We start from the raw sequence: 26164 nt of genomic DNA, 5'->3' as shown, positions 1-26164 counted from the left end.
CTGCATCCGGTCGGGCTGACCGGCACGGACCGCCGGCAGCAGGCCCGGTGGTCCGCCTCCGGCGCGCCCTCGTCGACGGTGGGGATCGGCCCGCCGGTGCCGCGCCTGCCGCGCCGGCCGTGCCCGCGGGCCCCGGGAGCCGGGCCTCCGGTCCGGTCCGCTCAGTTCGGTCCGTCGAAGTGGCGGTGCATGGTCACCTTCGGGCGGAACGTCTGGAGCGTGTCGACCGCCGGGCCCGTCGGCGCGGCAGCCGCCTCGCGGTCCAGGACGGCCATGACCTCGGCGGCCAGGGCGTCCGCCTTCTCGCGGATGACGGGGATCGGCTCCTCGGACGTCCGAAGCGCGTCCAGCCGGTGGTGGATGCCCGCCAGCTGCGCCCTGGCCGGCGCGCTGAGGCTGAACGGCCGCGGGGTGGAGACGACGAACTGGTACGCACCGGCCAGGGTCTGGCATCCGGGGCACTGCTCGTTGATCGCCCGGCCGAGGTTGGTGGCGGTGAGGCGGACCTGCGAGCCGGCCATGGTGACCACCTGGAAGGACAGCGCGACGGAACGGCACGGCTTCCGAGGCAGGCAACCGGCCGAGACGGCGGTGGCCCGGTTGTCGGCGTGCACGCCGAACACGGCGCCGAGTTCGTGAACGGCGAAGGTGTCCCGGAACCGGGTCGGCCAGGCGCGACTGGCATGCGTGTTCGCGCGGTCCTGGACGGCCGACACGCCACGTCCGGGGTGCCCGGAGGGCGTCGCACCGGCCGGGACGGCGACGCTGAGCGCCGCCAGGCAGGTGGTGGCCAGCACGCCGAGGCGTCTGGCGTTCCTGACCGTGGTCGAACGGCGGTACGGCGAGCGGTGGTTCACGGATGTCTCCTGAGGGTTGGTGCGGTGCTCGGCCGCTGTCCGGCCGAGGAGGGTGGGTCGGTTTCCGTCGAGCGGTCCGGCGCGGACGCCGCCCGGCTCCGTGTCGCGGCGCGGGTGGCCGACCCGACCAGCCGCCCGGTGATCCGCACCGCGAGGTAGGCCCCTCCGGCCATCGGGCACAGCAGCAGGAAGATCCCGATGGCGCCCACCAGGCCGGCGGACAGGTGTCGGTCCGCGAAGGCCGCGCCGGTCGCGGCGACCTGTTCGGTGAGCGAGTGCAGGGCGGTGGCCAGGATCCGCGGCAGGTGCCACAGGACGTAGCCGAGCTCGACGAGGAGCAGCGGGACCATGGTCAGGACCCAGCCGGTGACCACGGCGCGGGCGGACCGCTTGAGATCCGCGACCTCCGGGCTGACGGGACGTCCGGGCAGCATGCTCAGCAGGGTCGGCCTGATCTTGCCGAACAGGTCGGGGACGCCCGCGAGATCGCCGAGGATGAAGTACCCGTCCAGGCGGACGGCGGGCATGAGCTGCTCGACGATCTCGACGTGCGCGACCAGCACCGCGGCGAGGAAGAGCGGTTGGCCGGTGAGGAAGTAGCCCCCGGACAGGCCCAGTATGAAGACGACGTTGAAGTAGACGCCGCCGAGGTCGGCGCGCAGCCGGCCCGCCCGGCCGATGCGGTAGACGTCGGTGACGTCGGTGTAGAGGGAGGGCCACAGCAGGTACAGGCCGCAGCCGATGTTGCCCGGTTCCGCCCCTCCGTACGTGCAGGCCGAGGCGTGTCCGAACTCGTGGAAGAGCAGGGAGAGCACCGTGAGTGCGAACACGGCCAGCAGCAGCACGGGCTGGTCCAGGACCTGCAGGACGGGGCCCAGCGCACCGTGGAACGCGAAGAGCCAGACGTCCAGGGCGACGGCGGCCAGGAGGACGGCGGCCACCACCCAGGGGCGGTGGAGCCAGGCCAGCGACCGGGCGATCCGCGCGACCCGGTGTTCCCGCAGGAGGACCCGGCGGCCGGTGAGGCCGAGCAACAGGTCCGAGCGGGGACCGTCGACGTGGTCGCCGTCCGCGCCCGGTGGAACGGTGATCCCCATCGGTCGGAGCTTGGTCTCGATGAGGTAGTCGACGTTGCCGGCGCTGACCTCCCGGCCGTAGCGGGCGCTGACCCGGTGCGCGATGACCTCGGTGTCCCTGACACCGTCGATCGAGCTCGCCACGAGGTGCAGCAGCCGCGACAGTTGGACGACCTGGCCGTCTCCGCGGCGGGCGAGGTACCGGGGCTCGGTGAAGCCGCTGCCCTGGTACTCGCCGTGCAGCGCCAGTCCTGCGCTCAGCCGTGGAACCGGGAACGGCGCCGCCGGCGGGCGGTCGTCCGCCGTCGTCTTCTCGTCTCCAGCCACTTCTCGTCTCCCGCCACGGTGGGCCTGGTCAGGCAGGTCGGGCCTGGTCCTTCTCGCGGGTGGACCGCGCCACGGCGGGCGCGGTCCACGTCGCGTGCGGGTTGTCAGCGCTGGCTGACGCTGACCCACTGGTTCGCCTCGGAGGACGCGATCGCGTACGGCGAGTGGTCGTTGACGGCCCACGACTCGTTGTGGGCGTCGACGTAGGCGAAGTTGGCGTGGATCTTCACGAACTTCAGCCGTCCCAGCGCCTCGCGGCTCGGCAGCAGCTCCACGGACTCGGCGTTGAGCTCGGTGACGTTCATGCTCATGGCAATGCCTCTCTGTCGGGGCCGAGGGTTCTCGACTCCTGTCCAATCTCATCGAACGTTCTGTCCGACGAGATTGGACGCTAGCCCGCGCACCGGACTCACGGCAAGTAGTGACACGGCCACGTTTCGCAACCATCGCTCGATGGTGGGAAATCTCCAGGTGGGATGCGTGATCGCGGGGACGGCACGGCCGCTCGCCGTAGAATCGGGCCACCCGGATGGGTTCAGCCGGGCCCGACAGCAGGAAGCAACCATCCCGTGGCCAACGCACTGCAACAGATGATGAAACGGCAACTGGACGAGCACGGCTGGTCATACGGCGACGTCGCCCGGCTCGGCGGGCTCCCGCGCTCCACCGTCCATCACCTCGCGACCGCCGACCGCCTCGCCCGGATGCCGCAGCCCACGACGCTCGAACGGCTCGCCCGCGGACTCAAGTTGCCCCTGGACGCGGTGCGTCGCGCCGCCGCCGAGTCCTGCGGGATCCACCTCTACACCGAGGGCGCTCCCGACACGCCGCACGACCCGGAGGTGGCCACCCTCATCGCCAGCGTCCGGCAGCTGTCCGCGGCCGACCGCCGGCATGTCGCCGTCCTCGTCGAATCCCTGCTCAAGCGCACTGCCGACGCCGATCGGCCTGCGCCCGGCCCGGCGTGAACTCGGGCAGGGCCTACCGCCGTTCGAGGGTATGAAAGACCAAATATCAGGAGATCGGGGCTATCGTCTTCTCCTACCCCGAGGCCGTGACCCACACGTGCCTCCGGCGCGTGCAGCGTGCTCGTTGTTCACGGAGGCGATGTGCTTGTCGTTCACGGAGGCTCGAACACCGTGGTGGTCCGCGACCGGAGCGGGCGCCCCGTCGTGGTGCTCTCCGGCGAACGGCCCGAGGCCCTCACCTCCGCCATACTCACGGGCCTGCTCGACCTCGCCGCCGCCGTTCTGACGCCGGGAGAGATGGCGCGGCTCGAACGCCGCCTGGCCGACCTGCGGCGCGGCGACCTGGTCCACAGGACCCGGATGGAGATCGACGGCGTGGAGGTCACCCTCTACGGCGAGGCCTGACCGCCGAGGCTCCCCAGAACGACGTGATCCTCCGGCCGGAACGACCCGCACGACTCGGCCTCCAACGGGTGAGGGAGCCGGATGAGCCGTGGGATGGATGTGACCGCCACTGGCGGCCGGGAGCCTGGGAGCGTCGGCAATCGGGCCGTTCTCGTCATCGCGGCCCCGCTCGCGGCGGTCGGCGTGCTGCCCGAGATCAAGCCGTCCCCGCCCTTCACCACCGGCTCGGGGATCACCTGGATGGTCGAGTTCGGCGGCCCGGCCTTCGCCGGTCTGGGCATCGGCCTCCTCGTGGCCGCCCGCTCCTACGCCGCCCGCACCCGCCCCGTCTGTGCCGGCGCCACGGCGACCAATCGGTTCGAACAGCCGGGTATCGCGAGTGCCCGGGCGATCTGACGGGCCCTTCGGCGGGCGCCGAGATGCTAGGGCTTGGCGTTCGGTGGCGTGGTGCGCAGGCCGCCGAGGAAGGCTTCGAGGTAGCGGCGGGCGGTGTCGACGCGGTCGGTGGGCGGGCCGCCGTGGACGTCCACTGCGTGGGCGATGCCGCACATGAGCGGGACGAGGTCGGCGGCGACGAGGCCGGGGTGGACGACTGCCAGGACGTGCCGGGCGGGAAGGCGGCGGGGTACCGGAGCGCGAGGTCGAGGAGTTCGCGGGGTTCGAAGTGCCGGACCTCCTCGCCGAGGTGGTCGCTGTAGTTCGGGAGGCCGCTGGTCTGCTGGAGCAGCTGACGGATCGTGATGTTCCGCCCGTCGATGCCCTCGCCGTGCAGCACGCCCGGCAGGTAGTCGTCGACGGGACGGTCCAGGCACACCCGGCCCTCGGCGACCAGCTGGAGCACCAGGACGGCGACGAAGGTCTTGGTGGTGCTGCCGACGCGGACCGCCCCGTCGAGGGGCACGCGTTCGCCGGTCGTCACGTCGCCGACCCCGGCGGTCCGGCTGTCCGTCCGGCCGTGCCGGTCGCGGACGGTGATCAGGGCGCCGGGGACGCCGAGGTCCGCCACCAGGGCGTTCAGCTGCCGCTCGACGGGATCGGGGGTGGACCGGGCGGGACCGGGACCGGAACCCGGGCCGACGGGCAGGGCAACGGCCGGCGCGGCCAGTGTGAGGGCGGCGAGCGCGCCGGCCACGGCGGCGGCCGCCGCCCTGCGGCGAACGGGACGGTACGGGGTGGACGGGTGCACGTGGCGCTCCTCCGGAACGGGGGGCTCGGTCACTCCCGGTGCCTCCACACCACCATCCGGCCCGCTGACCGGTCGTCACCACGAGGACGGAGTCCGGTACGCCGCCGGTGGTACGGGCGGGCGTCGGGCCTCGTCCTGAAGGCGCACCCCCGCCGTCCGCGCACGCCGGGGATCCCGGGCCGGGGACCGGCCCCGACCCGGGATCCGGTGTCCCCGGTGGACCGGTGTCAGGGGCGGGCGGCCGTCGCGAGCCGGGTGAGGACGGCCGTCGCGCGCGCCGGGTCGGCACGGAGCCAGGCACCCAGGTGCTCGCGGACGGCCTCGGCGACGCAGGCGCGGACGGGCTCGTTGCCCAGTCGGTCGCGGGTGGACCCTTCGAACTCGGGGTCGTCGAGCTTCACGGACACGACCGCCGTCAGGCCCGCGCCGAGCCCGGTGGGGGTGAGGTCGGAGCCGGACGGGGTGCGCAGCTGCTGCTCCCGGGCGTACTCGGTGACCGCGGCCGCCAGGCCGTCGCGGAACCCGAGTTCGTGGGTGCCGCCGCCGGTGGTCGGCCGGCTGTTGGCGTAGCTCGCGACCCGCTCCTCACCCGAGTCGCACCAGCGGAGGGCCACCTCGACGGTTCCCCCCATCGCGGCGTACTCGCTCTCGAAGCCGATCACCTCCGGGTGGAGGGGCGTGGCGGCGGTCGGCTCGGCGACGTGGTCCCGCGGCCCGCCCGGGAAGCGGAAGCGGACGGCCCGGGGCGCCACGGGGTCGCGGTCGTCAGTGAAGGTGATGTCCAGGTCCCGGTTCAGGAAGGCCAGTTCCCGGAGGCGTTCGGCCAGCGCGTCGAACGAGAACTCCAGCGTCTCGAAGATCTCGGCGTCGGGCCGGAAGGTGATCGCGGTCCCGGTGCCGTCCGCCGGTCCGGCGTGGACGGGCGGCGCGACGGCCACGCCCTGCTCGTACTCCAGCACCCAGCGGGCGCCGTCACGCCGTACCTCGGCCGTCAGGCGGCCCGACAGGGCGTTGACCACGGCCAGTCCCAGGCCGAAGGAGCCGCCGAACAGCGAGCGCCGGTCGGCACGCCGTACCCCGCAGCACACCACGGTCAGGCGGTCCTCCAGCGGAGGGCCGTCGCCGGGGCCGGCGTGGCCGGCGTGCTCGACCGCGACGCCCGCACCGTCGTCGGCGACGCGGACTCCGCCGTCGGCGGTGAGGGTGATCTCGACCCGGCTGGCGGTGCCGCCGAGGATCTCCTCCAGCGCCCGCTCGGCGGCCTCGAACACCAGGTGCTGAAGGCCGCGTTCACCGACCGATCCGATGTACATCCCGGGCCGCTTCCGAACGGCCTCCAGGCCCTCCAGAACCACGATCGCACTGGCGTCGTACGTCTTGGGTCCCTCGCTCATGATGCCCCCTCCGAGGGTGTGCCGACAGAGCTCGCCCAGCCTAGGAGATTTCCGAGAAAACACCAGGTCAGCGCCGTTTTGGCGAGGCCGTGGACGGGCTCCTGACGGGCCGTCGGGAGCGCCCCGCCGGGCGAGGTCCCGGACGGCCTCCGCCATGCCGCCGCGACCCCCTGGAGGCCGCCTACGGCACCGTTCCGCACGGCTGCGGGGCCACGAATTCCAAGAATTTCCCGCGCCGGCCCGCAGGCGGCCGTGGAGGTCTGTCCCGGCAGCGTCGGCCGGCTGATCCGCCTCACTGCCGGAGGGCTCCGGTTGCGCTCAGGCCGTACCGTCCGCCCCGTAGTAGCCGTGCTCCAGCCGGTACCGCTGCGGGTCGGTGCCCTCCGCCGTGATGTGGGCACTCAGCCGTGACCTCACCGGCTCGGGCAGGTCCCGCCCGTGCGTACCGGTCCACTCGAAGGTGCAGAACAGCGCGGCAGCGCCGTCCAGTTGGGCCGGGGTCGGCGCGCGGTCCGCGAGTGCGGCCAGAACGAGATCGGGCACCTCGGCGAGCAGCTGGTCGAGCACCGCCACGTCGAACCACATCCACCCGCCCCCGGACTCCCGCGACGGCACGCCGGCCCAGGCCAGCAGGAGGGGGATGCGCTCGGCGGCCTCGGGGTAGCGCTCCCGGGTCAGCGCGGCGAGCCGCGCCTTGGCCTTCCCCAGGTCCTCCGAGTAGACGGCCACCTCGGCGGCGGCCTCGGCCAGCCCGGGCGGCGCGGCCCGGATCCAGCGCATCCGGCGCTGCTCCTCCTTCTTCTCCCGGACGGCCTGCTGCGCCTGTTCCTCGCGGGGCCCGGTCAGCCCGCGCTCCGCCAGCCACTCGGTGAGCGCCGGGCCGTCCCGCAGGTCGGCGTCGCAGTCGCCCAGACCTCGGAGTCCGGTCTGGTGGTGGAGGGTCCAGTCGGCGATCCGCCGCCCGAACCGGCCGTACACCCGGATGGTCGGCCACCCCAGGCAGAGGCACCGGTCACCCGTCCCGCCGTCCACCACGGCGAGCACCCGGGCGAGTTCGGCGATGTCATCGCCGGTCACCACGGTCCGCGCCCGCTCCGGAGCATCCGCTTCCTGGGGCGCCGCGTCGACGATCACCACACGCTTCGCCCGGCCCAGCACCTCCCGCAGACGTGCGGTCGTCGGCGCTCCCTCGTCCATGCCCATGGTCCCCCTCGGTCGGTCGGCCCCGCGAGGTTACCGATCACCGGCGGACGTGCCCAGCGCCATTTCCGCGAACTCGTGTACCGCGGCCGGGCGTATCAGCGGGTTGGGTCCTCGCGCAGCCGGTTCCACGCGGCCACGCCGAGCATCAGGCCCCACAGGACGAAGAGGCCGTACCAGAAGAGCCCCCAGGCGGCCTGCGGGTGGGCGTCCTTGGCGGCGAAGGCGGGGGCGGAGACCACCCGGCCGGCAGCGAGCAGGTACTGCAGCGCGAAGTAGGTGAAGCCCCACAGGGTCATGCCGACCGACGCGGTCAGGGACAGCGCGCAGAGCGTACGGCGCGGCACCCGGCGTCCCCGGGGCCGGACCAGGGCGAGCGCGACGACCGCACCGACCACGGCCACGGCACCCATCCCCCAGTAGCCGATCGCGGCCTCCCAGGTGCCGTGCGGCGCGGAGGCGAAGTCCCCGGGGAAGGTAGCGGCGACCCCGGCACCCCACCAGAAATGCGGCGCGGCGTAGGCGAGTGCCGCCACGGCGGCCGCATATCCCGGCCAGGTCCGGCTGTGGCCCTGGTACGCCGTTGCCGTCGCCGTCGTCATGGTTCCCCCGAAGTCTCGTTCGGCGCGGTGTGCGCCGCCTGAGGAAACTCTGCCGGAAAGACCCCGCCGCCGGTTCAACCACCGGGACGAACCTCCCTCCCCCGCACGGGGGAGCCACCGTCCGCCCAACCGACCGGCGCCCCGACGTGGCCCGGGCCAGCGGCCCTCTCCCCCACCTGCCGGCGTCAGAGGCCCCCGCCCCTACGCAGCCCGCCGCCGCTTCCGGCCCGGCAGAACGATGCCACGTCGGGCATCACTACGACGATAGGTCGTCGATTCGGGCGGCTCATCCGGCGGGTGAGGACGGGCAGTCATGGTGCACCTTCGCACCTTCGCACCCTGATGTCCGGATCCGCCCTCGGCTAGCGTGACGCGCGTACCCACGAACCGTCCCCTGTTGGAGGCGTCATGCCGGCCGTCCGGCCCCCAGGCCCGCCCGGGCTCCCGCTCCTCGGCTCGATGCTGGACCTGAAGCGGGATCCGCTCGGCGCCTACCTGGCCGCCCAGCGGGACCACGGCGACGTGGTCCGCTTCTCGGCCGGACCGCCCGGGCTCCGGGCCCGCTTCTACCTGGTCTTCTCCCCGGAGGGCGTGCAGCAGGTGCTGGCCGGCCAGGCGGCCGACTTCCGCAAGGAGAACGCGTTCTACCACGAGATCCGGCAGAGCCTCGGCAACGGCCTGCTCACCGCGCAGGACGAGGACTACGTGCGCCAGCGCCGACTGGTCCAGCCGCTGTTCACCAAGCGCAGGGTGGACGGCTACGCCGACGCGGTCGCCACCGAGGCCGCGGCCCTGGTCGAACGCTGGGCGGCGGTGCCGGACGGGGTGGTGGAGGCGGCCGACGAGATGTCGCGCTTCGCGCTCCGCGCCGTGGCCCGGATCCTGTTCGGCGCCGACGTCGAGGCCGCGATCGACGTGGTGCGCACCCGGTTCCCGGTCATCGGCCGTTACGTGCGCAGCCGTGCCATCTCCCCGCTGCCGCTGCCCCGCAGCTGGCCGACCGCGAGCAACCGGGAGGGCGCGGCCGCCCAGCGCGAGCTCTACCGCGTCTGCGACGACATCATCGCCCGCCGCGCCGGGCAGCGCTCGGACGATCTGCTCGGACTGCTCGCCGAGGCGCGGGGCGAGGACGGCGAGGCGCTGGACGCGACCGAGCTGCGCGACCAGGTGCTGATCTTCCTGCTGGCCGGGCACGAGACCACCGCCACCTCGCTGACCTTCGCGCTCCACCTGCTGGGCAAGCACCCCGAGCAGCAGCGGCGGGCCCGCGCCGAGGTCATGTCGGTGCTCGGCGACGGCCGCCCGCCCCGGGCCGAGGACCTGGCGGCGCTGCCGTACCTGACCATGGTGCTCAAGGAGGCGATGCGGCTCTACCCGGCGGCCCAGACGTTCGGCCGGCGGGCGAGCCGGGCGTGCACGGTGGACGGCGTCGACATCCCGGCCGGCGCGGACGTGCTGGTCTCCCCGTACGTGACGCACCGTCACCCGGAGCACTGGGAGGATCCGGAGCGCTTCGACCCCGAGCGGTTCACCCCCGAGCGGGAGGCCGGGCGCCACCGCTACGCCTGGTTCCCCTTCGGGGGCGGGCCACGCGCCTGCATCGGGCAGCACTTCTCCATGCTGGAGTCGGTGCTCGGGCTCGCGGCGCTGCTGCGGGCCTTCGAGATCGAGGCGGTGGACACCGAGGTCCCGGTGGCCAGCGGCATCACGCTGGAGGCCCGCGGTCCGGTGCGGATCGCCCTGACCAGGCTGGGGTAGCGGCGGTCGAGGCGGGCCCTGCCGGACGTTCCGAACCCGCCCGGCAGGGCACGCCCTCGTCAGAGTGGCAGGTTGACGCAGGCCCAGCGGTCGCCGGCGGTGCCGGCCTTGCCGTGGTCGGTCGCGGTGTGCTGGGCATGGATGACGATCGAGCCCGCCTCGCCTTGGCGGGGGCGGAAGTCGACGGTGCGGGTGACGGTGGCGTTGCCCTCGGCGTCGGCGGTGAAGTCCAGCCACACCTCGTTCCTGTCGTTGGCGTAGGCCGGATCGGTCGACGGCGACGTGGGGTCCGCCTGGTCCTGGTAGTGCGGGCCGGCATCGGCGGGCTTCGCGCCGCAGGGCTTGGTGTGCAGGTGGGCGCCGAAGGCATGGCCCTTCGTCAGGCCGCCGAGATCCAGGCGGAAGCCGGTCCCGGTGTCACCTTCCGCCTGGACGCTCACCTTCACCCGGGCGCCCGCGGGCACCGCCTCCTGGTAGGTGACGGCCTTGACCTGGTCACCGAAGCCCGCGAACTCCGCCGCCACCTCCGCCAGAACCACCGGCCCGTCGGAGGCCGTGGACGTCGGGCCCGCCCCCTTCGAGACGCCGCCGCATCCGGCCAGCAGCAGCGTCGCCGCCAGCGCGGTGCAGGTGGCCGTCATCGTCCTTCGTCGCATGTTCGCTCTCCTCGTCCCCGTGGACGGTCCTTGCCGGTCGTCGACGTGAAGAGGTACGGAGATGACCCCCCTGGTCGTTCAATCCGCTCTCCCGCCTCGCATGTGGTGAGCCTCACGGCCCGGGCCGCCTCGGCCTCCGTCGGCCGCGGTCACGGGCGGATCCGTCTCCTTCCGCCTTCGCCGTTCGCCCGCGCGCGCCGACCCCGGCCGCGACACTGGTCCGGTGAGCGAGCGAGCGGACACATCCGGCGACGAGCGGCCGGCGACTCTCGGTGAACTGGCCTCCGGGCTGCGCGTGGTGAGGCCGGAGGACCTGCCGGGGCCGGCCCCGCGCACGCTCAACTTCCACGGTGAGACGGTGTACGTGACCGGCCGCCAGGCCACCGTGCACGTGACGCCGCGGGCGGAGGTGAGCTGCCCGCTCACGGTCGGTCCGGTACCCGTCCCGGACTCGGCGCCGCAGCCGCGCACCGGCGTCGGGCAGCGCCTGGCCGAGGCGCTGGCGGAGCACGGGTCGGTCCTGCTCAGCGGACCGGGCGGGGTCGGCAAGTCGCAGCTGGCCGCGGCGCACGCGCACCGCGCCCTGGCCACCGGCGCCAGCCGGTTCGTGCTGTGGGCGGACGCCACCGACGGGCCCTCCCTCACCGCCTCGTACGCCGACGCCGCGCGGCGGCTGCTGCTGCCCGGGCTCCCGGCCCGTGATCTCGACCGGCAGGCCGCGGCGTTCGTGGAGTGGTTCCGCACCCCCGGGCCGTCCGCCCTGGTCGTGCTCGACGACCTCGCCGACCCCGCCGCCCTCACCGACGGCCTGCCGCACAGCACCGCCGAGGACCGCCGGGTGCTGGCGACCACCCGCCTGCGCGGCGCCTCCCTCGGCGGGGTGCTGGGCACCGTCGTCGCGGTCGGCACCTTCGACCCGGCGGAGTCGCTCGCCTTCCTGCGCGCACGCGTCCTCGCCTCCGAAGTGGACTACCTCGCGGAGGACGGGCACACCCCGCGGCTGGCCGAACTCGGCGAGGAGCTCGGGCACCTCCCGCTCGCCCTGGGCTACGCCGCGGCGGCCATGGTCCGCGAGTAGCTGACCGCCGAGGAGTACCTCACCGAGCTGCGCGCCCGGGAGGCCCGGCTGGACGAGGAGCTCACCCCCGATCCCGCCGGCGGCGGGCCCGGCGTCACCGCCGCCCTGCTGCTCTCCCTCGAAGCGGCCCGGAACCGCCGCCCCCGGGGCGCCGCCACGCCGGCCCTGCGGCTGGCCGCCTGCTACGACCCGGCCGGGCACCCGGACCACCTGTGGCAGGCCCCGGTGGTACGGGACCTGTTGACCGGTCAGGGCGCCGAGGACCGGCCGGGGGTCGGCCGCCGCGGCATCGGCGACGCGGCGCTGCGCGTCCTGCACGAGTACGGGCTGATCACCCACAGCCGGCGGGCCGAGCCCCGGGCCGTCCTGATGCACGCCCTCACCGCCCGGGCGGCCCGCGACACCCTCGCTCCCGGGCAGCTCGCCACCTGGGCCAGCTGCGCGGCCACCGCCCTGATCGACCTCTGGCCCGAACACGACTACGCGGACCCGGCGTTGGAGGAGGTCCTGCGGGCCAACGCGGGCCGCCTGCACGGCCACCTCGGCGACGGTCTGTACGCCGCCCCGGACGGCCCCCGGCTGCTCACCCGCTACGCCCGCAGTTCGGCTGCGGCGGGGCTGCTCCGGGACGCGGTCGACATCTGGGCCGCCCACGCCGCCACCACCGAGCGCCTGCTCGGGCCGGACGCGCCGGAGACCGTCGCGGCCCTGTGCGGTCGGGCCGAGGCCCTGGTCGCCACCGGCGACCACGCCGCCGGGCTGGCCCTCGCCAAGGAGGCCGCCGACCGGGCGGCCCGCACCACGGGCCCGGGGTCGGAGGCCCACCTGGGCGCGCGGCTGGTGGCGGTCCAGGCGCACGGCGCGGCCGGGTGGTACGCGAGGGCGGCGGCGCTGGCGGGCCCCCTGGTCGAGGACGCGCTGTCCCGGCTCGGCCCGGGGCACCGGCTCACGGTGTCGGCCCGGCTGGCCGCGGCCGACGCCGAACGGCTCTGCGACCGCCCGGACGCGGCGGCCGGGTACGAGCAGGCGGTCCTGGAACGGTCAGAGGTCCCCGGGGCGCTCGGCGCGGACGACGCCCTGCGGGTGGCGGGGGCCGTGCTGACCACCCTGCTGATGCGGACCGGGGACGCCTACGCCGCGTACACGGCGGCGGAGCGGCTCCTGGAGCGCCGCGAGGCCCTGCACGGCGCCGGCGGCCTCGCGGCGGTCCGGCACCTGCGGACCTCGGAGCTGGAGCGGGACCGGCTGCGGGAGAACGCCCAGCTGACGCACCGGCTGCTGAAGGAACAGGGGATCCCGTTCCTCTCGGACCTGTCCCACATCGTGTCCGTGCTGGTCGGCGACGAGCAGGTCTGCAAGGAGATCTCCGAACTCCTGCTGGAGCGGCACGCCGTCTACGTCCAGGCGATCAGCGCCCCGAGCGTCCGGGTCGGCGAGGAGATCCTGCGGGCCGCCCCCGGCGCCGTGCACGGCACCGACGAGGTCCGGGGCTTCGTCGAGGCACTCGACCGCATCTGGGAGGAACTCGCCCTCCCCCGCTCCCCGAGCCCGAGCAGCCCCACCGCACGGTGACCGGCCGCACGGTGACCGGCCGCCGGCGCGCCCGAGCCGAGAGTGATCGTCCGGCTACTCATCGTAGGGTTGTCGTCATGGATTGATCTCTACGAAGGAGGACGTCATGACCGGCAAGGCCAGTATCGTTTTCGCCCACGGACTCTGGGCCGACGGGTCGTGCTTCAACAAGCTCATCCCCGCTCTCCAGGCCGAGGGCCACGCGGTGTCCAGCTCGCAGCACGGCCTGGACTCGCTCGAGGGCGACGTCGCCTGCGTCACCCGCGCCATCGATCACGTGCCCGGCCCGGTCGTGCTCGTCGGCCACTCGTACGGCGGCACGCTGATCACCAAGGCCGGCGTCCACGACCGCGTGGGTGCCCTGGTCTACATCGCCGCGCTCGCCCCCGATGAGGACGAGACCTCACAGGACCAGCAGGACAAGTTCCCCCGGACCCCCGTCTTCGAGCACATCGACGTCGCCGACGGCCGCATCTGGCTCCTCGAGTCGGGCATCGGCGACTTCTGCGGCGATCTGCCCGAAGCCGAGCAGAAGCTCGTCCTCGCGACGGGCGCCGTACCGGTCCCCGACCTGTTCACCCAGCAGGTTCCCGGCACCGCCTGGCGGACGAAGCCGAGCTGGTACATCGTCGCGAACGACGACCGCACCGTGAACCCCGACCTGGAGCGGGCGGCCGCCGAGCGGATGGGTGCGAAGACCTACGCCGTCGACAGCAGCCACGTGCCCATGCTCTCGCACCCCGACGTCGTCCTCGACGTCATCCGCGACGCCGCGAGAACCCTGGAGGCGTGAGGGCGTCGACGAAGCGGCGTGGCTCCCCGCTCGGGCCGGACAGGGCCGACCCGGTGGAGTGGCCCGGCGGGTGACCGGGCTTCCGGCCGCCGAGCTTCCGGCCGCCGGGTGGTCAGCCGCCGAAACGACCGATCGCGACCAGGGCGGCGAGCGGGAACAGCACCGCGTCCATCGGCAGCGAGGACGCCGCACCCGCTTCGACGCGGCCCGCTCATGACGCGGAAGCCGTAGCACGGGTGGAGGGACTTGAACCCCCAGCCTGCCGTTTTGGAGACGGCTGCTCTGGCCACTTGAGCTACACCCGTAAAACCCGGCCCGCGCTCGACCGGTATGTCCCGACACCAGAGCGACGGGCTACCGGCCTCTCCGGCCGCAGGACTTGATTCTCCGACATGAACGGCACCAAGGTCACCAGGTTTTCCGGCCCACCGCTCCCCCGGGCCGTGCCACGAACCGGAAAAGGCCGGGCCCGGTGCGCATCGTCTGCACACCGGGCCCGGCCTTTCAGTAGCGGGGACAGGATTTGAACCTGCGACCTCTGGGTTATGAGCCCAGCGAGCTACCGAGCTGCTCCACCCCGCGTCGGTGAACCCGACTCTACGGCACGACGGGCCACAGGAGAAATCCATTCCGGCAGGCCAGGCCCGGCCGGGCCGGCATGGAGCCGGAGCGCGCACCGGCTGCCGTACGTCGCCGGTGCGCGCTCCGGCCCGGGGTCAGGCCGCAGGCGGGGTCCAGTCGGCGGGCAGGCCGGACTGGGCGAGGACGGTGGCAAGGCTGTAGTGGTCCCGGTCGGAGACGATCCGGCAGCGGTTCTCGTCGAGGTCGAGGGAGGTGGTCATCGGCACGGCGAACGGCGCGGGTGCGCCCTTGATGTGCCCCGAGTAGACGGCCTCGACCGTGACGCGGTCACCGTCGCGGCGGGTGGCGCGCACGCTGACGTGGACCCCGTCGATGAGGCCGTCCGCCCGGGCCTTCCACCCGGCGATCTCCTTGCGGCCGTGGAAGGTGACGCCCACGGCCTCGTCGATGTAGGTGCCGTCGGCGGTGAACAGGGCGCCGAGCGCCCGCGGATCGGTACCGTTCCAGGCACGCACCCACTCATTGACGATCCTCAGCGGGCGCCGGCCGGCGTCCTGTGCGGCGTGAGCGGCGGCGGCGGTCGAGGCGGTGGCGGCGCAGAAGGCCGCGGCGGCCATCAGCACCGTCACGGCGCGGGGCGGGCGGGACATCATGGTGATACTCCTTCAGGTACGGGTGCCGGGTGCGGTCGGACGTCCGGACGTTCAGGCGGCGTCCATGGCCCACAGACTCGCGTCCGGCGATGTCCACTTCCCAGACCCGACGACGGGCCGGAACCGTCCAGCACTGTCCACATCCGTCCACCCGAACGTGCTGTCGGCGCGGTGTGGGACAGTGCCGCCCATGGACGAGAGCATGCACGGAGCAGCACTGATCGACCGGGTGATCGCCCGGGTCAGCCAGGGCCGACCCGCGGCCGGTGCCCTGGACATCACCGCTCCGGTGCCGCTCGCTCCCGAGGCGATCGACCGGCTACGGCTGGCCGGCGACCGGCCGCTGCCGCCGAGCCTGCGCCGATGGCTCGCGTTCGACAGCTCCTGGCTGAGCGGCATCGGCTGGTACGACGACGCCCGGGCGCCCGTCCTGGAGGGCCGGGCACTCGGCGAGACGGCCGAGCGGATGTACGGCTCCGGCGGCGTCATGGTCGGCATGTTCGCCGACTTCGAGGCGCTGCTGCCCTCCCCGTGCCTGCCGCTCGTCGGCGGAAGCGACTCCCGCCGACTGCTCTACCTGGGCCGGCCCGACTCCACCGGCGAGTATCCGGTCCTCGTCACCGACATCGACGACCTTCCGTACGTCGCGGTGATGTACCCCGGCCTCGACGTCTACCTCGCCCACCTCGCCGGGGTACTCGACCTCGCCTTCGGCTCCTACACCGGCCTGACCGACCACCCCGAGTACGGCCCCCGGATGCGGGAGCACGCCGAGAACACCGAACTCGGCCCCGCCGGCCTCGACTTCCGCGACCTCGACGATCTCGACCTCGATCTCGATCTCGACGACGACCTCTACGACCTCGACGAATAGGCCGAGCACCGGGCCCCGGCGCTAGCCCGAGCCCGCGCCCGAGCCCGCGCTGGTGCGTGAGCGGAACGTGCCGCCGCAGGGTGGTGGCGGTGCCCATGCCGGTGGCCGCCGCGATCGTCTCGACGGTGGCGTCGGAGGTCTCCAGCAGCTCCTGGGCGTGCCGCATCCGCTGGGCGAGCAGCCACTGCAGCGGGGTGGTGCCGGTGACGGACCTGAAGTGGCGGCCGAGGTGCCGGGCGCTCATCCCCGCCCGGCGGGCCAGGTGCACACGTCCTCGACGCCGCGGTTGCGCAGTCTCGGTGAGCACGGCCATCCACGTGGAGACACCGTCGCCCGCCCTCGGCGCCGCCCTACAGGCCCAGGACGTCCTTGCGGGCGTCCACGTCCACGCCGACGTACCTGTCAGCAGCGAAACCTGGACCAGGGCGCTTCCATCCCTGCCGTCAGGTCACCTCGGGCCCGAACCGGCGCTTGTATGCCGACGGAGTGATGCCCGTCTCGCGGCGTATGAGCGACCGCAGGTTGGTAGCTGTTCCCAGCCCGCTTCGGCGTGCGACGATCTCGAATCGTGACTCGCCTCGTTCGATCAGCCGGCATGCCAAGGCGAGCCGCTCTCCCGTGAGCCACGTCAAGGGGGTCGTCCCCAGTTGCGCCCGGAAGCGGCGGTGCAGTGTCGCCGGGCTGACCGCCGCTCGCGCCGCGAGGTCTGAGACCGTGAGCGGTGAGTCGAGCCGTTCCTGGGCCCAGGCCAGGACGGGGGCCAGGGATTCGTCGGGGAGGTCGGGCATGGGACGCTCCACGAATTGCCGCTGTCCGCCGTCGCGGTGCGCCGCGAATACCAGTCGCCGGCTTACGGAGTTGGCGACCTCGGCGCCGTGGTCGCGGCGGACCACGTGCAGCCCGAGGTCGAGGGCGGCCGCGCTTCCCGCGGCGGTGAGGATGTCACCGTCGTCCACGAACAGCACGTCTGATTCGAGGTGGACAGAGGGGAAGCGGGCACGGAAGGCACCCGCCCACCGCCAGTGGGCTGTGGCTCGGCGCCCGTCGAGGACTCCGGCCTCGGCCAGAGTGAAGGCGCCGCTGCAGAAGCCGATCAGGCGTGCACCGCGGGCGTGCGCCCGTCGGATGGAATCGAGCACGGCGGGTCGGCGGGGCACTTCGACGTCGGGGCGGTTGGGGACGATCAACGTGTCCGCTGTATCGGCCGCCTCCAGGCCGGCGACTCCCGTGAGCGTGAAGAATCCGTCTCGCATCGCCGTGCGGGGCTCGGGGGAGCAGAGACTGAAGTCGTAGAGATCGCGGCCGATCTCCGGCCTGCGGAGGCCGAAGACCTCGGTCGCACAGCCGAGCTCGAAAGGGTTCGAGTTCTCGTCCACGATCACGACCACCCGGTGGACGCCCGCAACATGAGCCTGGTGCGAGGATTCTTTCGCCATATGCGATTCCTAGCACTCACGCCGACCTGGCGAAACAGCTCAGGATGAGCCCATGAGCAACCAACCCATCACCCTCAGCCAGGCGCTGGCCTCCTTCGATGCGCTCTGGAGCCCCCGCATCGTCACGCGCGTCAACGACTACGACGTCCGGATCGCCAAGGTCCAGGGCGAACACCTCTGGCACGCCCACGACGACACCGACGAGTTCTTCCTGGTACTCGACGGTGAACTGCGCATCTCCTTGCGCGAGCCCGAGGGGGAGCGCACGGTCCTGCTGCCCCAGGGGGCGGTCTTCACCGTCCCTGCGGGTACGGAGCACAAGCCGTCCGCGCCGTCGGGCGCCGCGATCCTCCTGTTCGAGCCGACCGGGACGCCGACCGTGGGTGACCGCCACGACGAGATCCCCGACCACGTGGACGCGACCATCGGACACGTCCTCAACGCGTGAGCGGACGGACAGAGGCCGGGATCACCACTGGGCGATCCTGCCGCAACCGGGCATGAAGGCGGGGCTTCCTGACCAGCTCGGCTCCGGTACACCGCCGGAGTCGAGCACCGCCGACACGGCACCGCTGTCGACGAGATACGGCACGCGGGCACGCGGGTGTGCACCTGACCGGCCGGCCGGTCGTGCCCTCCTGATCGACAGGAGTCGGGGCGGCCGGTGAGGTGACCCGTCCGCGGACGGCGGGTACGGTCGGAGGTGAACAGACTGGGGAGGGTGAGACGTGACCGCGACCGCCGACCACGGGACGCTCCGGGTGCCGCGCAGCATCAACGGGATCGAGCAGGCCCTCACGTACGAGCAGCGCGCCGGGTTCTACGCCGAGTTGGGGCCGGTGGAGGAGGCCGACGACCGGGAGGCGGTCATCACCTCGTGGTGGCTGCGCGCCATGTCGGCCGCGTACGGGCCCGACCGGGCCGGTTTCCGGGCCGCGGTGCAGCCGGTCCTCGGCACCACGCGGGTCCGGCCGGCCGAGGCCGCTGCGTGAGCCGTTGGCGTACCTGGCTCCAGGACCAGCCGGCCCGCACGATTGTCGAGATCTCGAAGACGGATCCGGACCTGTTCGCCCTCGTCACCGCGGCGATCGTCCTGCTGGACGACCGGTCCGGCACGCCGGTGGACGAGTGGGGCGACCTGCGGAGCGTGGTCCTCACCCCCGAGGTGACGGCCGAGATCTTCCTCAACCCCGACCACCCGGTCGCCCCGACCATCGACGTCGTCCGCCTGGTCTGGGTACCCGGCCTCTGCTCCTGACCTCTCCCGGGGATCGCGGTGGGGGCCACCCGAGTCGTTCGGGCGGCCCCCACCGCTTGCTGGGCCCGCCCTGGGACGTGAAGGCTTCTGAGACTGGTGGGCTCGCATGTCGAGGTGTCGCGTATTCGCCGGTGTCAGCTGGGTCCGTCACCGTGAGTTGTCGTTGGTGCTCTGCTGATCAGTCTGTGCGGTCACAAGCCCGCTCTGCTCGCGCGGGGTCCGAGCGGTGGTCCCAGACGTTCCGCAATTGCGCGTCCCGTCACAGGAGATCGTCGGTCCCATCTCCCCATGTGTTGATCAGGTAGACCGGGCGCTGCAACGCGACATACTGAGGGGGTGAGCTTCGGAGCGGGGGCAGGCGAACGTCAGTGGGTCAACGGGGTGCTCGGGGAGGTGTTGAGGCGTACAGCGGAGGGCCTCGGGGTCGTCCTGCCCGAGCCGGACAGTGAGATTTCGGCCATCGCGACGTATGGCGATGAGGGGCTCGGCCGGCGGGTGACGGTGTATCCGCCCTACGAGCAGACTGAGGGCTCTCGGCTGTTGTCGGTGTATTCGCCCGGCGAGCAGTGCGGGGGCTTCTGGATGCGCCTGCAAAGCCAAGGCGTGACCATGGCCGGTGGGTGGATCGCGGAGCCGGTCGAAGTGGTCAGGGCAACAGCGGCGTGGATCAGCGGTGCGGGGCTGATAGAGACCAAGGCCCAGGCCCCGTGCGTCGAGTTCCGCCCGTGGGCCCTGGCGCACGAGCAAGAGCCGTTCGGCGCAGTCGAGTTGGTGTGGCACGTCAAGCTCGACCGCTTTCACACATCGTGTTGGGGCCGGACCCCTCGCACGAACGCGCTGTTGGTAGCGGCGTACGCCCAGCCAGCGCTCCGCAGGCTGACGCCGATCACCAGCCACTTCAACGTGTGGTTCTCCACCAGAATCGAGCCTTCCGAGAAGAGGCAAGTCGGGTACGGCCTCTCGGAGGGGCAGGTCGGGTTCGGCCTGTTCCCGCACGACGAGCGGTTGTACGGGGTGCGGCGACGAGGCGGGGAGTTGGTCGCACGCACCGAGACGCCGGAGGAAGCCGTCGCCCTCGTGGTGGCCGCCCTCCCTGAGGGGCTCGGGCTGGTGAGCTGACGCTGGCGGATGGCTGAGGCTCGGCCGCGCTGGGTCGGAACGCCGGCGGCTCGGAGCTGGTCGAGCAGACTGGTCGAGTCCATCGGGTGTCCGGGTTGGCGGCCGGGGAACAGCCAGGAGGTGCTGCGGCTGCTGGCCCGGGCGAGGCGGGGCTGTTCCGCCAGGTAAGCGCGCACGAGATCGGCGACGGGTGCGCGCAGCGGGGACGGAGGGTCTCCGAGTCGGACGGTGAGGGCATCACCGTCGTCGATGACGCCCTTGGTCGGCGGGTGGCGTAGTGATCCGCGTGCCAGGCGTCGAGGTCAGCTTGCCGGCACTGGCGGAGGGCCGACTGCGGGCTGCGAACCAGGCGAGGAAGGCGTCGGCCTGGGTGATCTGTTGCCGGGCCTCGGAGGTGGGGGATCGTCCAAGCGGCCCAGCATCGGCCTTCGCCCGTAGGCGCCGCAGTTGGTGCCAGGTGGCGAAGCGGTGCTGGAGTTGGTGTCGCGCGGGGTCATCGACGGTTGCGAGGCGTTCGGCGAGCCAGCGTTCGTAGAGCAGGAGCCGCCGGTCGGCCTGGGGCAGGACGTTGCTTTCCATGAGCAGGTCACGCAGGACCGTGCGGCCAAGCGGCTGGCCGCCGATGGCTTCCCCGTCGCCGACAACCTCCTTGCCCGCCTCTCACCACTGCAGTTCGACCACATCAACTTCCTTGCCGGTACACGTTCTTCCGCCCGGCCGGGGCCGGGCTCCGGCCGCTGCGCGAACCATCGGTCGGTGACGATGAGAGCGAGCTATAGGTTCTGCACGGATGGCCGCACGAGGTGGGGTCCGAAAACCATTCGCGATGGCAGGGGCTTCGAGCCGAGACTGGTAGGTCGATCACATCGAACAGGAAGAGTGGCCAGCCCTGACGTACAACCGTGACACCCTGCCCTTCCCCGACAACCGCGTGCCTCGCGTCACCTACGAGGACATTCGGAACTGGGACGAATTCGACCCAGCCCGTCACCCGTTCGCCTGGGACGAGGCCGAAGACGCTCGTCTCCGCTCGCTGGTCCGCGCGTGGGTGCCGCCCGTACTCTCCGGCATGGCCGGCTGGTGGCAGGGCGAACGTTGGTGTGAGAGCCAGGTGGATGCAGTCCTTCGGGAGCGATACGGCACCTGGGCCTGGGGATGGAGCTGGTGCTACCGCGACGGCGGGCCCATCGGCAACTGGGCCAGCGGGCCGAGCTCGGTGACGACCCCCGACGAGACCGCAGCACGCGTCGTAGCCGCGCTGCTGGAGTGGCGGGAGTGGCTGGAGCGGACGGCCCAGCGCTTCGCCGAGCTGGCACCGCCGCCGGACGCCTCACCCGAGGACCGCAGCTGGCACCTGGAACGGGCCTGCGTCCGGCTCGTGACCCACGCGATGGACTCGGGCGCGGACAACGCCTGGCGCGGCCAGACCTCCATCGTCCTGGGCTGGTTCCTCACCAGCACCGGCATGGACCGGGCCGAAGCCGCGCAAGCAGTGGAGAACGCGATCGGTGGCCGGTTCAAGAGCTGGGTCTACCCGGAGCGGACACTGATCGAATCCGTCGGCGAGGATCTCGCCGTCGGCCTCACCGGCCACGCCCCCTACCAGGACCATCGTGAGAGGGCGGCGCTGGAGGAACTCCATGACCGTCACTGACAGCCTTTCAGTCTGGCTGCGCGTGCGCCGCAAGGTCGACTGGCAATATGCACCGGCCTTGCAACGGGTCCCGCCCAACCGCGATGGTTTCCGATCCTGGTGCGAGGGACCGGTGCGTCTGCGCGACCCGATTCGCGCCGAACGTCTATTCGCCGCACACGCCTTGGCCCGAGAAGATGCCGAACGCCGCACCCCGCTGGACTTCGCCCTGCTGGCCGGTTGGCAGCGCGAAGTCCTTGCCGTACCAGAGGCACCGTTCCGCGTGAGCGACGCCTATGCGAAGGCTGGCCGCGAGCGCTACGGCCTGACCCCGCGCACCCAAGCCGATTTCGATTCCTGCCTTCGCGAGACCAACGACCCGGCCATCCCGCTGGCGGCCCGCGCGGCCCGCGCCTACCTCGATGTGGCGTTCTTCCACCCCTTCGCTGATGGCAATGCCCGCGCCGCACTGTTGACCTTGATCTATGTTCTGGCCCAGGAGGACATCGTCCTTCCTGAGGTCGGTCCCCTCCAGACCACCCGTTACGCGGATGACCCGGCTGGCGCCGCCGACCTTGCCGCTCTCATCGGGGTGCTCACCCGCCGCCGACAATGAAGCGTTCGGGCGGGCGTACTGACAACTTCGCCAAGCTTCAACAAACCATCGTTTTCTGACGACCGGCGGCCGGGCCGCACGACGCCCCCAGAGCACCCGGCCGGAATGCCGGCCGGCCGGACCCAGCTGCGGCCCTGTGTCTTCGTCAACGAGGCCGACGATGTCCCCTTCCGGGGAACCACGATGTGCTCGAAGACCGCGAGCGTCGAAATCACCGCCGCTTCCCCGAGCCGGCCTCCGGGCCCGCAGTCGCCGGCGCCCCAGCCGGCCGGAGACCGGACGACCGTCCCCACCCCTGCGGCCGGCCACCACTGACACGAGCACCACCGGCACGACGACCGCCGCGGCCGACACCTCCACCGCTCCGGCCACCACTGACCAGCTGGCCCGGACCGGCGCCCAGGGTGACCGCGCACTGCTCACGGCGGGCATCGGCACGGTCCTGGTCGGGCTCGGCGCCACCACCTTCACCCTGATCCGCTGTCGCCGCCGCACCTCCTGACGCCAGCCCAACCCCCAACCCCCACCGCCCACCGGCGCCGCCCAGCGCCGGTGGGCCTCAGCCGTCCCGGACCCGACCCGCCGCCGTCCTGCGGAGTCACCCTGAGGCTTGCCCCGGCCGTCGGTATCAGAGGCCTGTCAGGATGGCTCGGAGTCGCTCGTCCTCGCGGATGATGCCGCCGGCGACGCCCGAGTTGATGACGCGCCGGTCCTGCGTGGCGAGTTCGGTGACGCGCTCGCGCTGGTGGGTGCTCAGGGCGGTGGCGCCGAGGGCCTGGAGCGCCTCGCAGGCGCCGGCGACCTCCGCTCCGGTTTCGGCCGAGTGAAGGGCGGCCTCGGCGAGCCGTCCGAGGTCCACGGCGTCGGGGCCGGCGACGGCGAGCAGTGCGAGTGCCGCGGCGGGTGCCTTCTCGGGGTCGGCGAGCAGGTGTTCCAGCCGGGGGATCAGGGGCTGGGCCGCCGTGCCGAGCAGGCCGGTGGCGCGGATGGCGCGGTCGACGGTCCACCGGTACCAGTGCTGGTTGCCGGCGGTGCGGTCGAGGACGGAGGCCAGGATGCTGACGGCTCCCTCGGCATCGCCGTCGATCCGCCACAGGGCGGTGGCGATCGCGGTGTCGAGGTCCAGTTCCGGGGTGGTCGCCTCGGCGTCCTCGCTGACGGCCGCCCGCAGGACGGGGAGCAGTCCGGCGGCGGCCTCGCCCAGCGCGGCGGCTGCCTCGGCGGCCTCGGCGAGGTCGCGGCGTCCGGCGGCGAGCACCTCGGCGATGGCGTCCAGCAGGAACGCGGTCTCGCCGGTGAGGTCGTGGTGGGCCCGCGCCGCCGTCAGCGACCCGGCGGCGCCCCGCAGCACGGCGCCGGCCTGCTCGCGCTCGGCCTGCGAACCGGCGGCGGCCACGGCGGTGATGGCAGTGGCCGCGTACGGGAAGCGGGGCAGCACGGCGGACAGTTCGGGCAGGGCGGCGGCGGCCTGCGGGCCCCACTGGCGCAGCAGGTGGACCGGGTCGGCGGTCTCGTTGGTGCCGAGGCCGTCCACGGCCAGCCGGGCGCGGACGGCGGCGAGCAGGGCGGGGTCGAAGGGGAAGGCGGGGGCCAGGAAGTCGCCTGCGGCGTCGAGCGCGCGGGGGCGCCGGTCGAGGTCCCTCGCCAGCAGCGGGGCGGCCTGCCGGGGCGCGACCCGGACGAGCACGGCCAGTGCCCGGTCGGCCGCCTCGTCGTCGGGTCGGGCCGCGAGTTCGGCGAGGACGGGTGCGGCCTCTGCGGCGGCCGGTCCGAGCTTGCCGAGCAGGCCGGCGGCGGGGCTGGCGGCGGCGAGCGGGGCGATGGCCGGGACGAGTCGCCGCGGGGCGCTGCGGGAGAGGTGGCAGGCGCGGTCGGCGGCGGCGAGCGCCTCGGCCTGCACCTCGGGGCGGCCGTCGCGGAGGGCGGCGTCCAGCAGGGCGAACGCGCTCTCGCGGTCTGAGTCGGTCGCGCGGCGCAGCAGGCTGTCGACGATCGCGTACAGCGGGTCGCGGTACTGCATGCCGTACCGGTCGACGGTGAACCCGCGGGCGGGCAGCAGGCCGAGCGCGGCGTCGTGGTGGGCGGGCGTCCACGGCTCGCCGGCGGCCAGCGCGACGAGGACCGCGGCCAGTCGCAGCGGCGCGGGCGTGTCCGCGCCGAGCAGCCCGCGGGACTCGGCGGCGGCGCCGGGGAGGTCCACCCGGCCGAGGGCGACGAGCAGTTCGGCCCGGACGCCGGGATCGGCCTCGGCCGTCCACCGGCTGCGCAGGGCGAGCGGGGCGGCCTCGGTGTCGCGCGTGTGGCCGAACGTCCAGGCGGTGAGCCTGCGGACGTCCGCGTCCTCCCGGGCCAGGAGCGGTGTCAGCAGCGGGATCTGGGTGGCCACGGCGGCCCGGACGGCTCCCGGCTCGATCTCCCAGGCGTCGTCACTCTCGGCCAACCCGCCGAGCAGGTGGAGGATTTCGGCCGTCCTGGGCCGGACGGCAGCGGCGATCCGGGCGAGGTACGGGACGGCGTCCACACTGGCGGCGTACACGGTGCCCTGGTGAAGGATGCACGAGTACAGCTCGGAGATCGTCTCCTCGATGTTCTCCCCGTCCTCGGCGAGGGCGCGCAGCAGGTCGGGAAGGTCCTCGGCGGGGCCGTAGGCGTGCGAGACGCGGGCCCAGGGGTGGGCGTCGAGGCCGGCGAGGGCGTCAGCGGGATCCATGGGCGTGATCTTCGCAGTCGGGTCCGACAGGACGATCAGATCCTCCGGGCCGAGGTGCGGCCGCTCGGCGAAGGTGGCCAGGGTCACACCGGCCGGGCCGGGCACCCTGAGGCACGTCATCACCGCAGGTCAGCCGACTGGTCGGCGGCGACCCGGCCGGCGGAACGGGGCCTTCCGTAGCCGATCCGTCACCCTGACGTCATCTTCGCCGTGAAATATCACATTGCATCCCGCGAGGGGGTGCCTGACAACGGAAGGAGTCCGTCGTGGCACGGATCTTCATGGCACGGATCTTCATCGCGGCGGCGAGCGCCGCCGGACTGGCCCTGCTGGGCGCGGCACCGGCGACGGCGGTCGAGGCGCCGTCGTCGCAGACGGTGTGCGGGGCGTCCGGGCTGCAGGCCGGGCTGCTCACCCGGGTGTGCGCCGAGGTGAACGGCGACCAGGTCCAGGTGTTCGGCCGGATCTCGCTGGCCGGACCGCCCACCCCGGGCTCCCCGGCGCCCCGGCCGCAGGAGCTCCGGGTGGTGCTGACCGGCGACAGCCCGGCCGGGACGGTCAGCCGGGACGTCAGGTTCACCGGCTCGACCGTCGAGGTCCGCGGGATCGGCGGCACGGTGGCCTGCGGAACAGGCGTGAGGGCCGCCTTCTCGGTCCAGTCCTTCCCGTGGCCGTCCCGCCCGGCGACCCTGGACCTCCCGACGGCCTGCTGACCCTGACCCCCGCCGCCGACCCGCCCGCCGTGGGGGCCGGGCGGGTCGGTCGCGTGCGGGGCCGGGCGGCCCCGGGGCCGGGACGGAATCGGGCCTACGGAGCGACGAAAAACGTGTCACCGCCGCGAGCCGGGCCTCTAGCCTGGGGCGCATGGACCAGCTCCGAAGGCGCGACCGGCGCCCGGTTCGTCGTCGCGTGCCGCCGGAACCGGCGCGGCGCCGGGCTTCGCGGCTCACGGTCGCGGGGGCGGACGTGGTGGTGGTCGGGTACTTCTCCGCGAAGGAGAAGGACTTCGCCACGCGGATGGCGTCGGCGGCCGCGGAGCTGGAAGCGCGCGGCGCTCGGGTCGTCGGGCGGATCGTGCAGCGACGGGGTGTCTCGGACGGCGGGGTCCAAAGGATGGGCCTGCCCCACTCCTCGCGAACCCTGCTGAGCAACGGGAAGGTCCGTGAGGTGGCCGACGCCCGCGTGCGGGCCGACGCCGACGCGGTGGTCTTCGTCGCCGCTCTGACCGAGCGCCAGCGGCGCGCGCTGACCGTGCTTCTCGGGTGCCCGGCCGTGAGTCTCGCCGAGGTCCTCGCTGCCCGCTGACCGCTTACTGCCGGCGGGCTTGTGAAAGGGTCCGCCGCATGCGAGGGGCACCGGCTACGCCTCGGCGGCCGAGGATCCGCAGGTCATCGCCGGGCCGACGTAACCG

General features: G+C 73.2%; 28 protein-coding genes, 2 tRNA genes and 2 pseudogenes. 17 read left to right on the top strand and 15 right to left on the bottom strand.

From position 1 onward, the window contains the following. Positions 1 to 161: 161 nt before the first annotated feature. From ABWK59_RS34585 to ABWK59_RS34575, 3 genes are all read right to left on the bottom strand, one after another. Positions 162 to 857 (bottom strand): hypothetical protein, encoded by a 696-nt coding sequence (locus ABWK59_RS34585; protein WP_354644629.1) that lies wholly within the window; start codon positions 855 to 857, stop codon positions 162 to 164. Then, the gene (locus tag ABWK59_RS34580) at positions 854 to 2260 is read right to left on the bottom strand and encodes a hypothetical protein (RefSeq protein WP_354644628.1); all 1407 of its coding nucleotides are present in this window, start codon (positions 2258 to 2260) and stop codon (positions 854 to 856) included. The genes ABWK59_RS34585 and ABWK59_RS34580 overlap by 4 nt, the downstream gene beginning before the upstream one ends. A 104-nt stretch (positions 2261 to 2364) precedes the next feature. Next, entirely contained in the window at positions 2365 to 2571 is a 207-nt protein-coding gene (locus ABWK59_RS34575) for a hypothetical protein (RefSeq protein ID WP_420492893.1), read from the bottom strand. A gap of 258 nt (positions 2572 to 2829) precedes the next feature. On the opposite strand from ABWK59_RS34575, the gene ABWK59_RS34570 reads away from it, so the two are divergent. From ABWK59_RS34570 to ABWK59_RS34560, 3 genes are all read left to right on the top strand, one after another. Continuing rightward, a complete protein-coding gene (locus ABWK59_RS34570; protein WP_354644627.1) occupies positions 2830 to 3228 on the top strand; it encodes a helix-turn-helix domain-containing protein in 399 nt (132 codons plus the stop codon). Between the two features lie 141 nt (positions 3229 to 3369). Continuing rightward, on the top strand, positions 3370 to 3633 hold the full coding sequence (locus tag ABWK59_RS34565) for a hypothetical protein (RefSeq protein ID WP_354644626.1): 264 nt from the start codon (positions 3370 to 3372) through the stop codon (positions 3631 to 3633). 93 nt (positions 3634 to 3726) lie between these two features. Beyond that, complete coding sequence (locus tag ABWK59_RS34560) at positions 3727 to 4029, top strand: hypothetical protein (RefSeq protein WP_354645205.1); 303 nt, start codon at positions 3727 to 3729, stop codon at positions 4027 to 4029. A gap of 26 nt (positions 4030 to 4055) precedes the next feature. On the opposite strand, the gene ABWK59_RS34555 is transcribed toward ABWK59_RS34560, so the two are convergent. The 5 genes and pseudogenes from ABWK59_RS34555 to ABWK59_RS34535 all read right to left on the bottom strand — a co-directional run bounded on the left by ABWK59_RS34555 (position 4056) and on the right by ABWK59_RS34535 (position 8015). Next, on the bottom strand, positions 4056 to 4184 hold the full coding sequence (locus ABWK59_RS34555) for a hypothetical protein (RefSeq protein WP_354645204.1): 129 nt from the start codon (positions 4182 to 4184) through the stop codon (positions 4056 to 4058). 86 nt (positions 4185 to 4270) lie between these two features. Then, positions 4271 to 4639: pseudogene (locus ABWK59_RS34550) on the bottom strand (serine hydrolase domain-containing protein); the annotation flags it as partial. Between the two features lie 407 nt (positions 4640 to 5046). Further along, positions 5047 to 6213, bottom strand: coding sequence for an ATP-binding protein (locus ABWK59_RS34545; protein ID WP_354644625.1), 1167 nt, complete (start codon positions 6211 to 6213; stop codon positions 5047 to 5049). Between the two features lie 318 nt (positions 6214 to 6531). Further along, positions 6532 to 7410, bottom strand: a complete 879-nt coding sequence (locus ABWK59_RS34540; RefSeq protein ID WP_354644624.1) for a hypothetical protein — start codon at positions 7408 to 7410, stop codon at positions 6532 to 6534. 101 nt (positions 7411 to 7511) lie between these two features. Beyond that, complete coding sequence (locus tag ABWK59_RS34535) at positions 7512 to 8015, bottom strand: DUF3995 domain-containing protein (protein WP_354644623.1); 504 nt, start codon at positions 8013 to 8015, stop codon at positions 7512 to 7514. Between the two features lie 408 nt (positions 8016 to 8423). Between ABWK59_RS34535 and ABWK59_RS34530 the strand changes: the two genes are divergently transcribed. Then, positions 8424 to 9773, top strand: a complete 1350-nt coding sequence (locus ABWK59_RS34530; protein WP_354644622.1) for a cytochrome P450 — start codon at positions 8424 to 8426, stop codon at positions 9771 to 9773. Positions 9774 to 9832: 59 nt separating this feature from the next. Here the strand turns inward: ABWK59_RS34530 and ABWK59_RS34525 are convergent, their stop codons facing one another. Then, positions 9833 to 10429 carry a superoxide dismutase family protein gene (locus tag ABWK59_RS34525; protein WP_354644621.1) on the bottom strand — a complete coding sequence of 199 codons (597 nt, stop codon included), beginning with the start codon at positions 10427 to 10429 and terminating at the stop codon, positions 9833 to 9835. Between the two features lie 223 nt (positions 10430 to 10652). On the opposite strand from ABWK59_RS34525, the gene ABWK59_RS34520 reads away from it, so the two are divergent. The 3 genes from ABWK59_RS34520 to ABWK59_RS34510 all read left to right on the top strand — a co-directional run bounded on the left by ABWK59_RS34520 (position 10653) and on the right by ABWK59_RS34510 (position 13872). Then, positions 10653 to 11507 (top strand): hypothetical protein, encoded by an 855-nt coding sequence (locus ABWK59_RS34520; RefSeq protein ID WP_354644620.1) that lies wholly within the window; start codon positions 10653 to 10655, stop codon positions 11505 to 11507. 240 nt (positions 11508 to 11747) lie between these two features. Further along, entirely contained in the window at positions 11748 to 13079 is a 1332-nt protein-coding gene (locus ABWK59_RS34515; RefSeq protein WP_354644619.1) for an aminotransferase class I/II-fold pyridoxal phosphate-dependent enzyme, read from the top strand. 106 nt (positions 13080 to 13185) lie between these two features. Next, positions 13186 to 13872: an alpha/beta fold hydrolase gene (locus ABWK59_RS34510; protein ID WP_354644618.1), complete on the top strand. Its 687-nt coding sequence runs from the start codon at positions 13186 to 13188 to the stop codon at positions 13870 to 13872. A 231-nt stretch (positions 13873 to 14103) separates the two neighbouring features. On the opposite strand, the gene ABWK59_RS34505 is transcribed toward ABWK59_RS34510, so the two are convergent. The 3 genes from ABWK59_RS34505 to ABWK59_RS34495 all read right to left on the bottom strand — a co-directional run bounded on the left by ABWK59_RS34505 (position 14104) and on the right by ABWK59_RS34495 (position 15107). Then, positions 14104 to 14177: transfer RNA gene (locus ABWK59_RS34505), tRNA-Trp, on the bottom strand. 203 nt (positions 14178 to 14380) lie between these two features. Next, positions 14381 to 14454, bottom strand: a tRNA-Met gene (locus tag ABWK59_RS34500). A gap of 134 nt (positions 14455 to 14588) precedes the next feature. Beyond that, a complete protein-coding gene (locus ABWK59_RS34495; protein ID WP_354644617.1) occupies positions 14589 to 15107 on the bottom strand; it encodes a nuclear transport factor 2 family protein in 519 nt (172 codons plus the stop codon). 190 nt (positions 15108 to 15297) lie between these two features. On the opposite strand from ABWK59_RS34495, the gene ABWK59_RS34490 reads away from it, so the two are divergent. Beyond that, a complete protein-coding gene (locus tag ABWK59_RS34490; RefSeq protein ID WP_354644616.1) occupies positions 15298 to 15981 on the top strand; it encodes a hypothetical protein in 684 nt (227 codons plus the stop codon). 67 nt (positions 15982 to 16048) lie between these two features. On the opposite strand, the pseudogene ABWK59_RS34485 reads toward ABWK59_RS34490, so the two are convergent. Next, positions 16049 to 16243: pseudogene (locus tag ABWK59_RS34485) on the bottom strand (helix-turn-helix domain-containing protein); the annotation flags it as partial. A gap of 181 nt (positions 16244 to 16424) precedes the next feature. Continuing rightward, positions 16425 to 17417 carry a GlxA family transcriptional regulator gene (locus ABWK59_RS34480; protein ID WP_354644615.1) on the bottom strand — a complete coding sequence of 331 codons (993 nt, stop codon included), beginning with the start codon at positions 17415 to 17417 and terminating at the stop codon, positions 16425 to 16427. A 52-nt stretch (positions 17418 to 17469) separates the two neighbouring features. On the opposite strand from ABWK59_RS34480, the gene ABWK59_RS34475 reads away from it, so the two are divergent. The 7 genes from ABWK59_RS34475 (at position 17470) to ABWK59_RS34445 (ending at position 22043) form a co-directional block, all read left to right on the top strand. Next, on the top strand, positions 17470 to 17865 hold the full coding sequence (locus ABWK59_RS34475) for a cupin domain-containing protein (protein ID WP_354644614.1): 396 nt from the start codon (positions 17470 to 17472) through the stop codon (positions 17863 to 17865). Positions 17866 to 18145: 280 nt separating this feature from the next. After that, complete coding sequence (locus tag ABWK59_RS34470; RefSeq protein ID WP_354644613.1) at positions 18146 to 18409, top strand: hypothetical protein; 264 nt, start codon at positions 18146 to 18148, stop codon at positions 18407 to 18409. Then, entirely contained in the window at positions 18406 to 18675 is a 270-nt protein-coding gene (locus ABWK59_RS34465) for a hypothetical protein (RefSeq protein ID WP_354644612.1), read from the top strand. Before ABWK59_RS34470 ends, ABWK59_RS34465 begins: the two co-directional genes overlap by 4 nt. Positions 18676 to 19011: 336 nt before the next feature. Beyond that, a complete protein-coding gene (locus ABWK59_RS34460) occupies positions 19012 to 19794 on the top strand; it encodes a DUF6193 family natural product biosynthesis protein (RefSeq protein ID WP_354644611.1) in 783 nt (260 codons plus the stop codon). 468 nt (positions 19795 to 20262) lie between these two features. Then, complete coding sequence (locus ABWK59_RS34455; protein WP_354644610.1) at positions 20263 to 20700, top strand: hypothetical protein; 438 nt, start codon at positions 20263 to 20265, stop codon at positions 20698 to 20700. Positions 20701 to 20905: 205 nt separating this feature from the next. Then, the gene (locus ABWK59_RS34450) at positions 20906 to 21448 is read left to right on the top strand and encodes a hypothetical protein (protein WP_354644609.1); all 543 of its coding nucleotides are present in this window, start codon (positions 20906 to 20908) and stop codon (positions 21446 to 21448) included. Next, complete coding sequence (locus ABWK59_RS34445; RefSeq protein WP_354644608.1) at positions 21435 to 22043, top strand: Fic family protein; 609 nt, start codon at positions 21435 to 21437, stop codon at positions 22041 to 22043. The genes ABWK59_RS34450 and ABWK59_RS34445 overlap by 14 nt, the downstream gene beginning before the upstream one ends. A gap of 628 nt (positions 22044 to 22671) precedes the next feature. Here ABWK59_RS34445 and ABWK59_RS34440 read toward each other — a convergent pair. Then, positions 22672 to 24873 (bottom strand): hypothetical protein, encoded by a 2202-nt coding sequence (locus ABWK59_RS34440; protein ID WP_354644607.1) that lies wholly within the window; start codon positions 24871 to 24873, stop codon positions 22672 to 22674. Between the two features lie 146 nt (positions 24874 to 25019). Here ABWK59_RS34440 and ABWK59_RS34435 point away from each other — a divergent pair, with 146 nt between their 5' ends. After that, positions 25020 to 25466 (top strand): hypothetical protein, encoded by a 447-nt coding sequence (locus ABWK59_RS34435; protein ID WP_354644606.1) that lies wholly within the window; start codon positions 25020 to 25022, stop codon positions 25464 to 25466. Positions 25467 to 25617: 151 nt separating this feature from the next. Beyond that, complete coding sequence (locus tag ABWK59_RS34430; RefSeq protein WP_354644605.1) at positions 25618 to 26058, top strand: hypothetical protein; 441 nt, start codon at positions 25618 to 25620, stop codon at positions 26056 to 26058. Positions 26059 to 26164: the final 106 nt, after the last annotated feature.

It is taken from the genome of Kitasatospora sp. HUAS MG31 (assembly GCF_040571325.1).
Lineage (GTDB): Bacteria > Actinomycetota > Actinomycetes > Streptomycetales > Streptomycetaceae > Kitasatospora > Kitasatospora camelliae.
Note: the sequence above shows the minus strand (reverse complement) of the source record. Positions and strands in the feature narration are given on the sequence as shown.

Excerpts from the sequence above, each read along its gene's own strand:
- ABWK59_RS34575 (WP_420492893.1), bottom strand. The coding sequence starts at position 2,571 with ATGAGCATGAACGTCACCGAGCTCAACGCCGAGTCCGTGGAGCTGCTG.
- ABWK59_RS34560 (WP_354645205.1), top strand. The coding sequence starts at position 3,727 with ATGGATGTGACCGCCACTGGCGGCCGGGAGCCTGGGAGCGTCGGCAAT.
- ABWK59_RS34555 (WP_354645204.1), bottom strand. The coding sequence starts at position 4,184 with ATGTGCGGCATCGCCCACGCAGTGGACGTCCACGGCGGCCCGCCCACC.
- ABWK59_RS34545 (WP_354644625.1), bottom strand. The coding sequence starts at position 6,213 with ATGAGCGAGGGACCCAAGACGTACGACGCCAGTGCGATCGTGGTTCTG.
- ABWK59_RS34540 (WP_354644624.1), bottom strand. The coding sequence starts at position 7,410 with ATGGACGAGGGAGCGCCGACGACCGCACGTCTGCGGGAGGTGCTGGGC.
- ABWK59_RS34535 (WP_354644623.1), bottom strand. The coding sequence starts at position 8,015 with ATGACGACGGCGACGGCAACGGCGTACCAGGGCCACAGCCGGACCTGG.
- ABWK59_RS34530 (WP_354644622.1), top strand. The coding sequence starts at position 8,424 with ATGCCGGCCGTCCGGCCCCCAGGCCCGCCCGGGCTCCCGCTCCTCGGC.
- ABWK59_RS34525 (WP_354644621.1), bottom strand. The coding sequence starts at position 10,429 with ATGCGACGAAGGACGATGACGGCCACCTGCACCGCGCTGGCGGCGACG.
- ABWK59_RS34510 (WP_354644618.1), top strand. The coding sequence starts at position 13,186 with ATGACCGGCAAGGCCAGTATCGTTTTCGCCCACGGACTCTGGGCCGAC.
- ABWK59_RS34495 (WP_354644617.1), bottom strand. The coding sequence starts at position 15,107 with ATGATGTCCCGCCCGCCCCGCGCCGTGACGGTGCTGATGGCCGCCGCG.
- ABWK59_RS34490 (WP_354644616.1), top strand. The coding sequence starts at position 15,298 with ATGGACGAGAGCATGCACGGAGCAGCACTGATCGACCGGGTGATCGCC.
- ABWK59_RS34480 (WP_354644615.1), bottom strand. The coding sequence starts at position 17,417 with ATGGCGAAAGAATCCTCGCACCAGGCTCATGTTGCGGGCGTCCACCGG.
- ABWK59_RS34475 (WP_354644614.1), top strand. The coding sequence starts at position 17,470 with ATGAGCAACCAACCCATCACCCTCAGCCAGGCGCTGGCCTCCTTCGAT.
- ABWK59_RS34445 (WP_354644608.1), top strand. The coding sequence starts at position 21,435 with ATGACCGTCACTGACAGCCTTTCAGTCTGGCTGCGCGTGCGCCGCAAG.
- ABWK59_RS34440 (WP_354644607.1), bottom strand. The coding sequence starts at position 24,873 with ATGACGTGCCTCAGGGTGCCCGGCCCGGCCGGTGTGACCCTGGCCACC.
- ABWK59_RS34430 (WP_354644605.1), top strand. The coding sequence starts at position 25,618 with ATGGACCAGCTCCGAAGGCGCGACCGGCGCCCGGTTCGTCGTCGCGTG.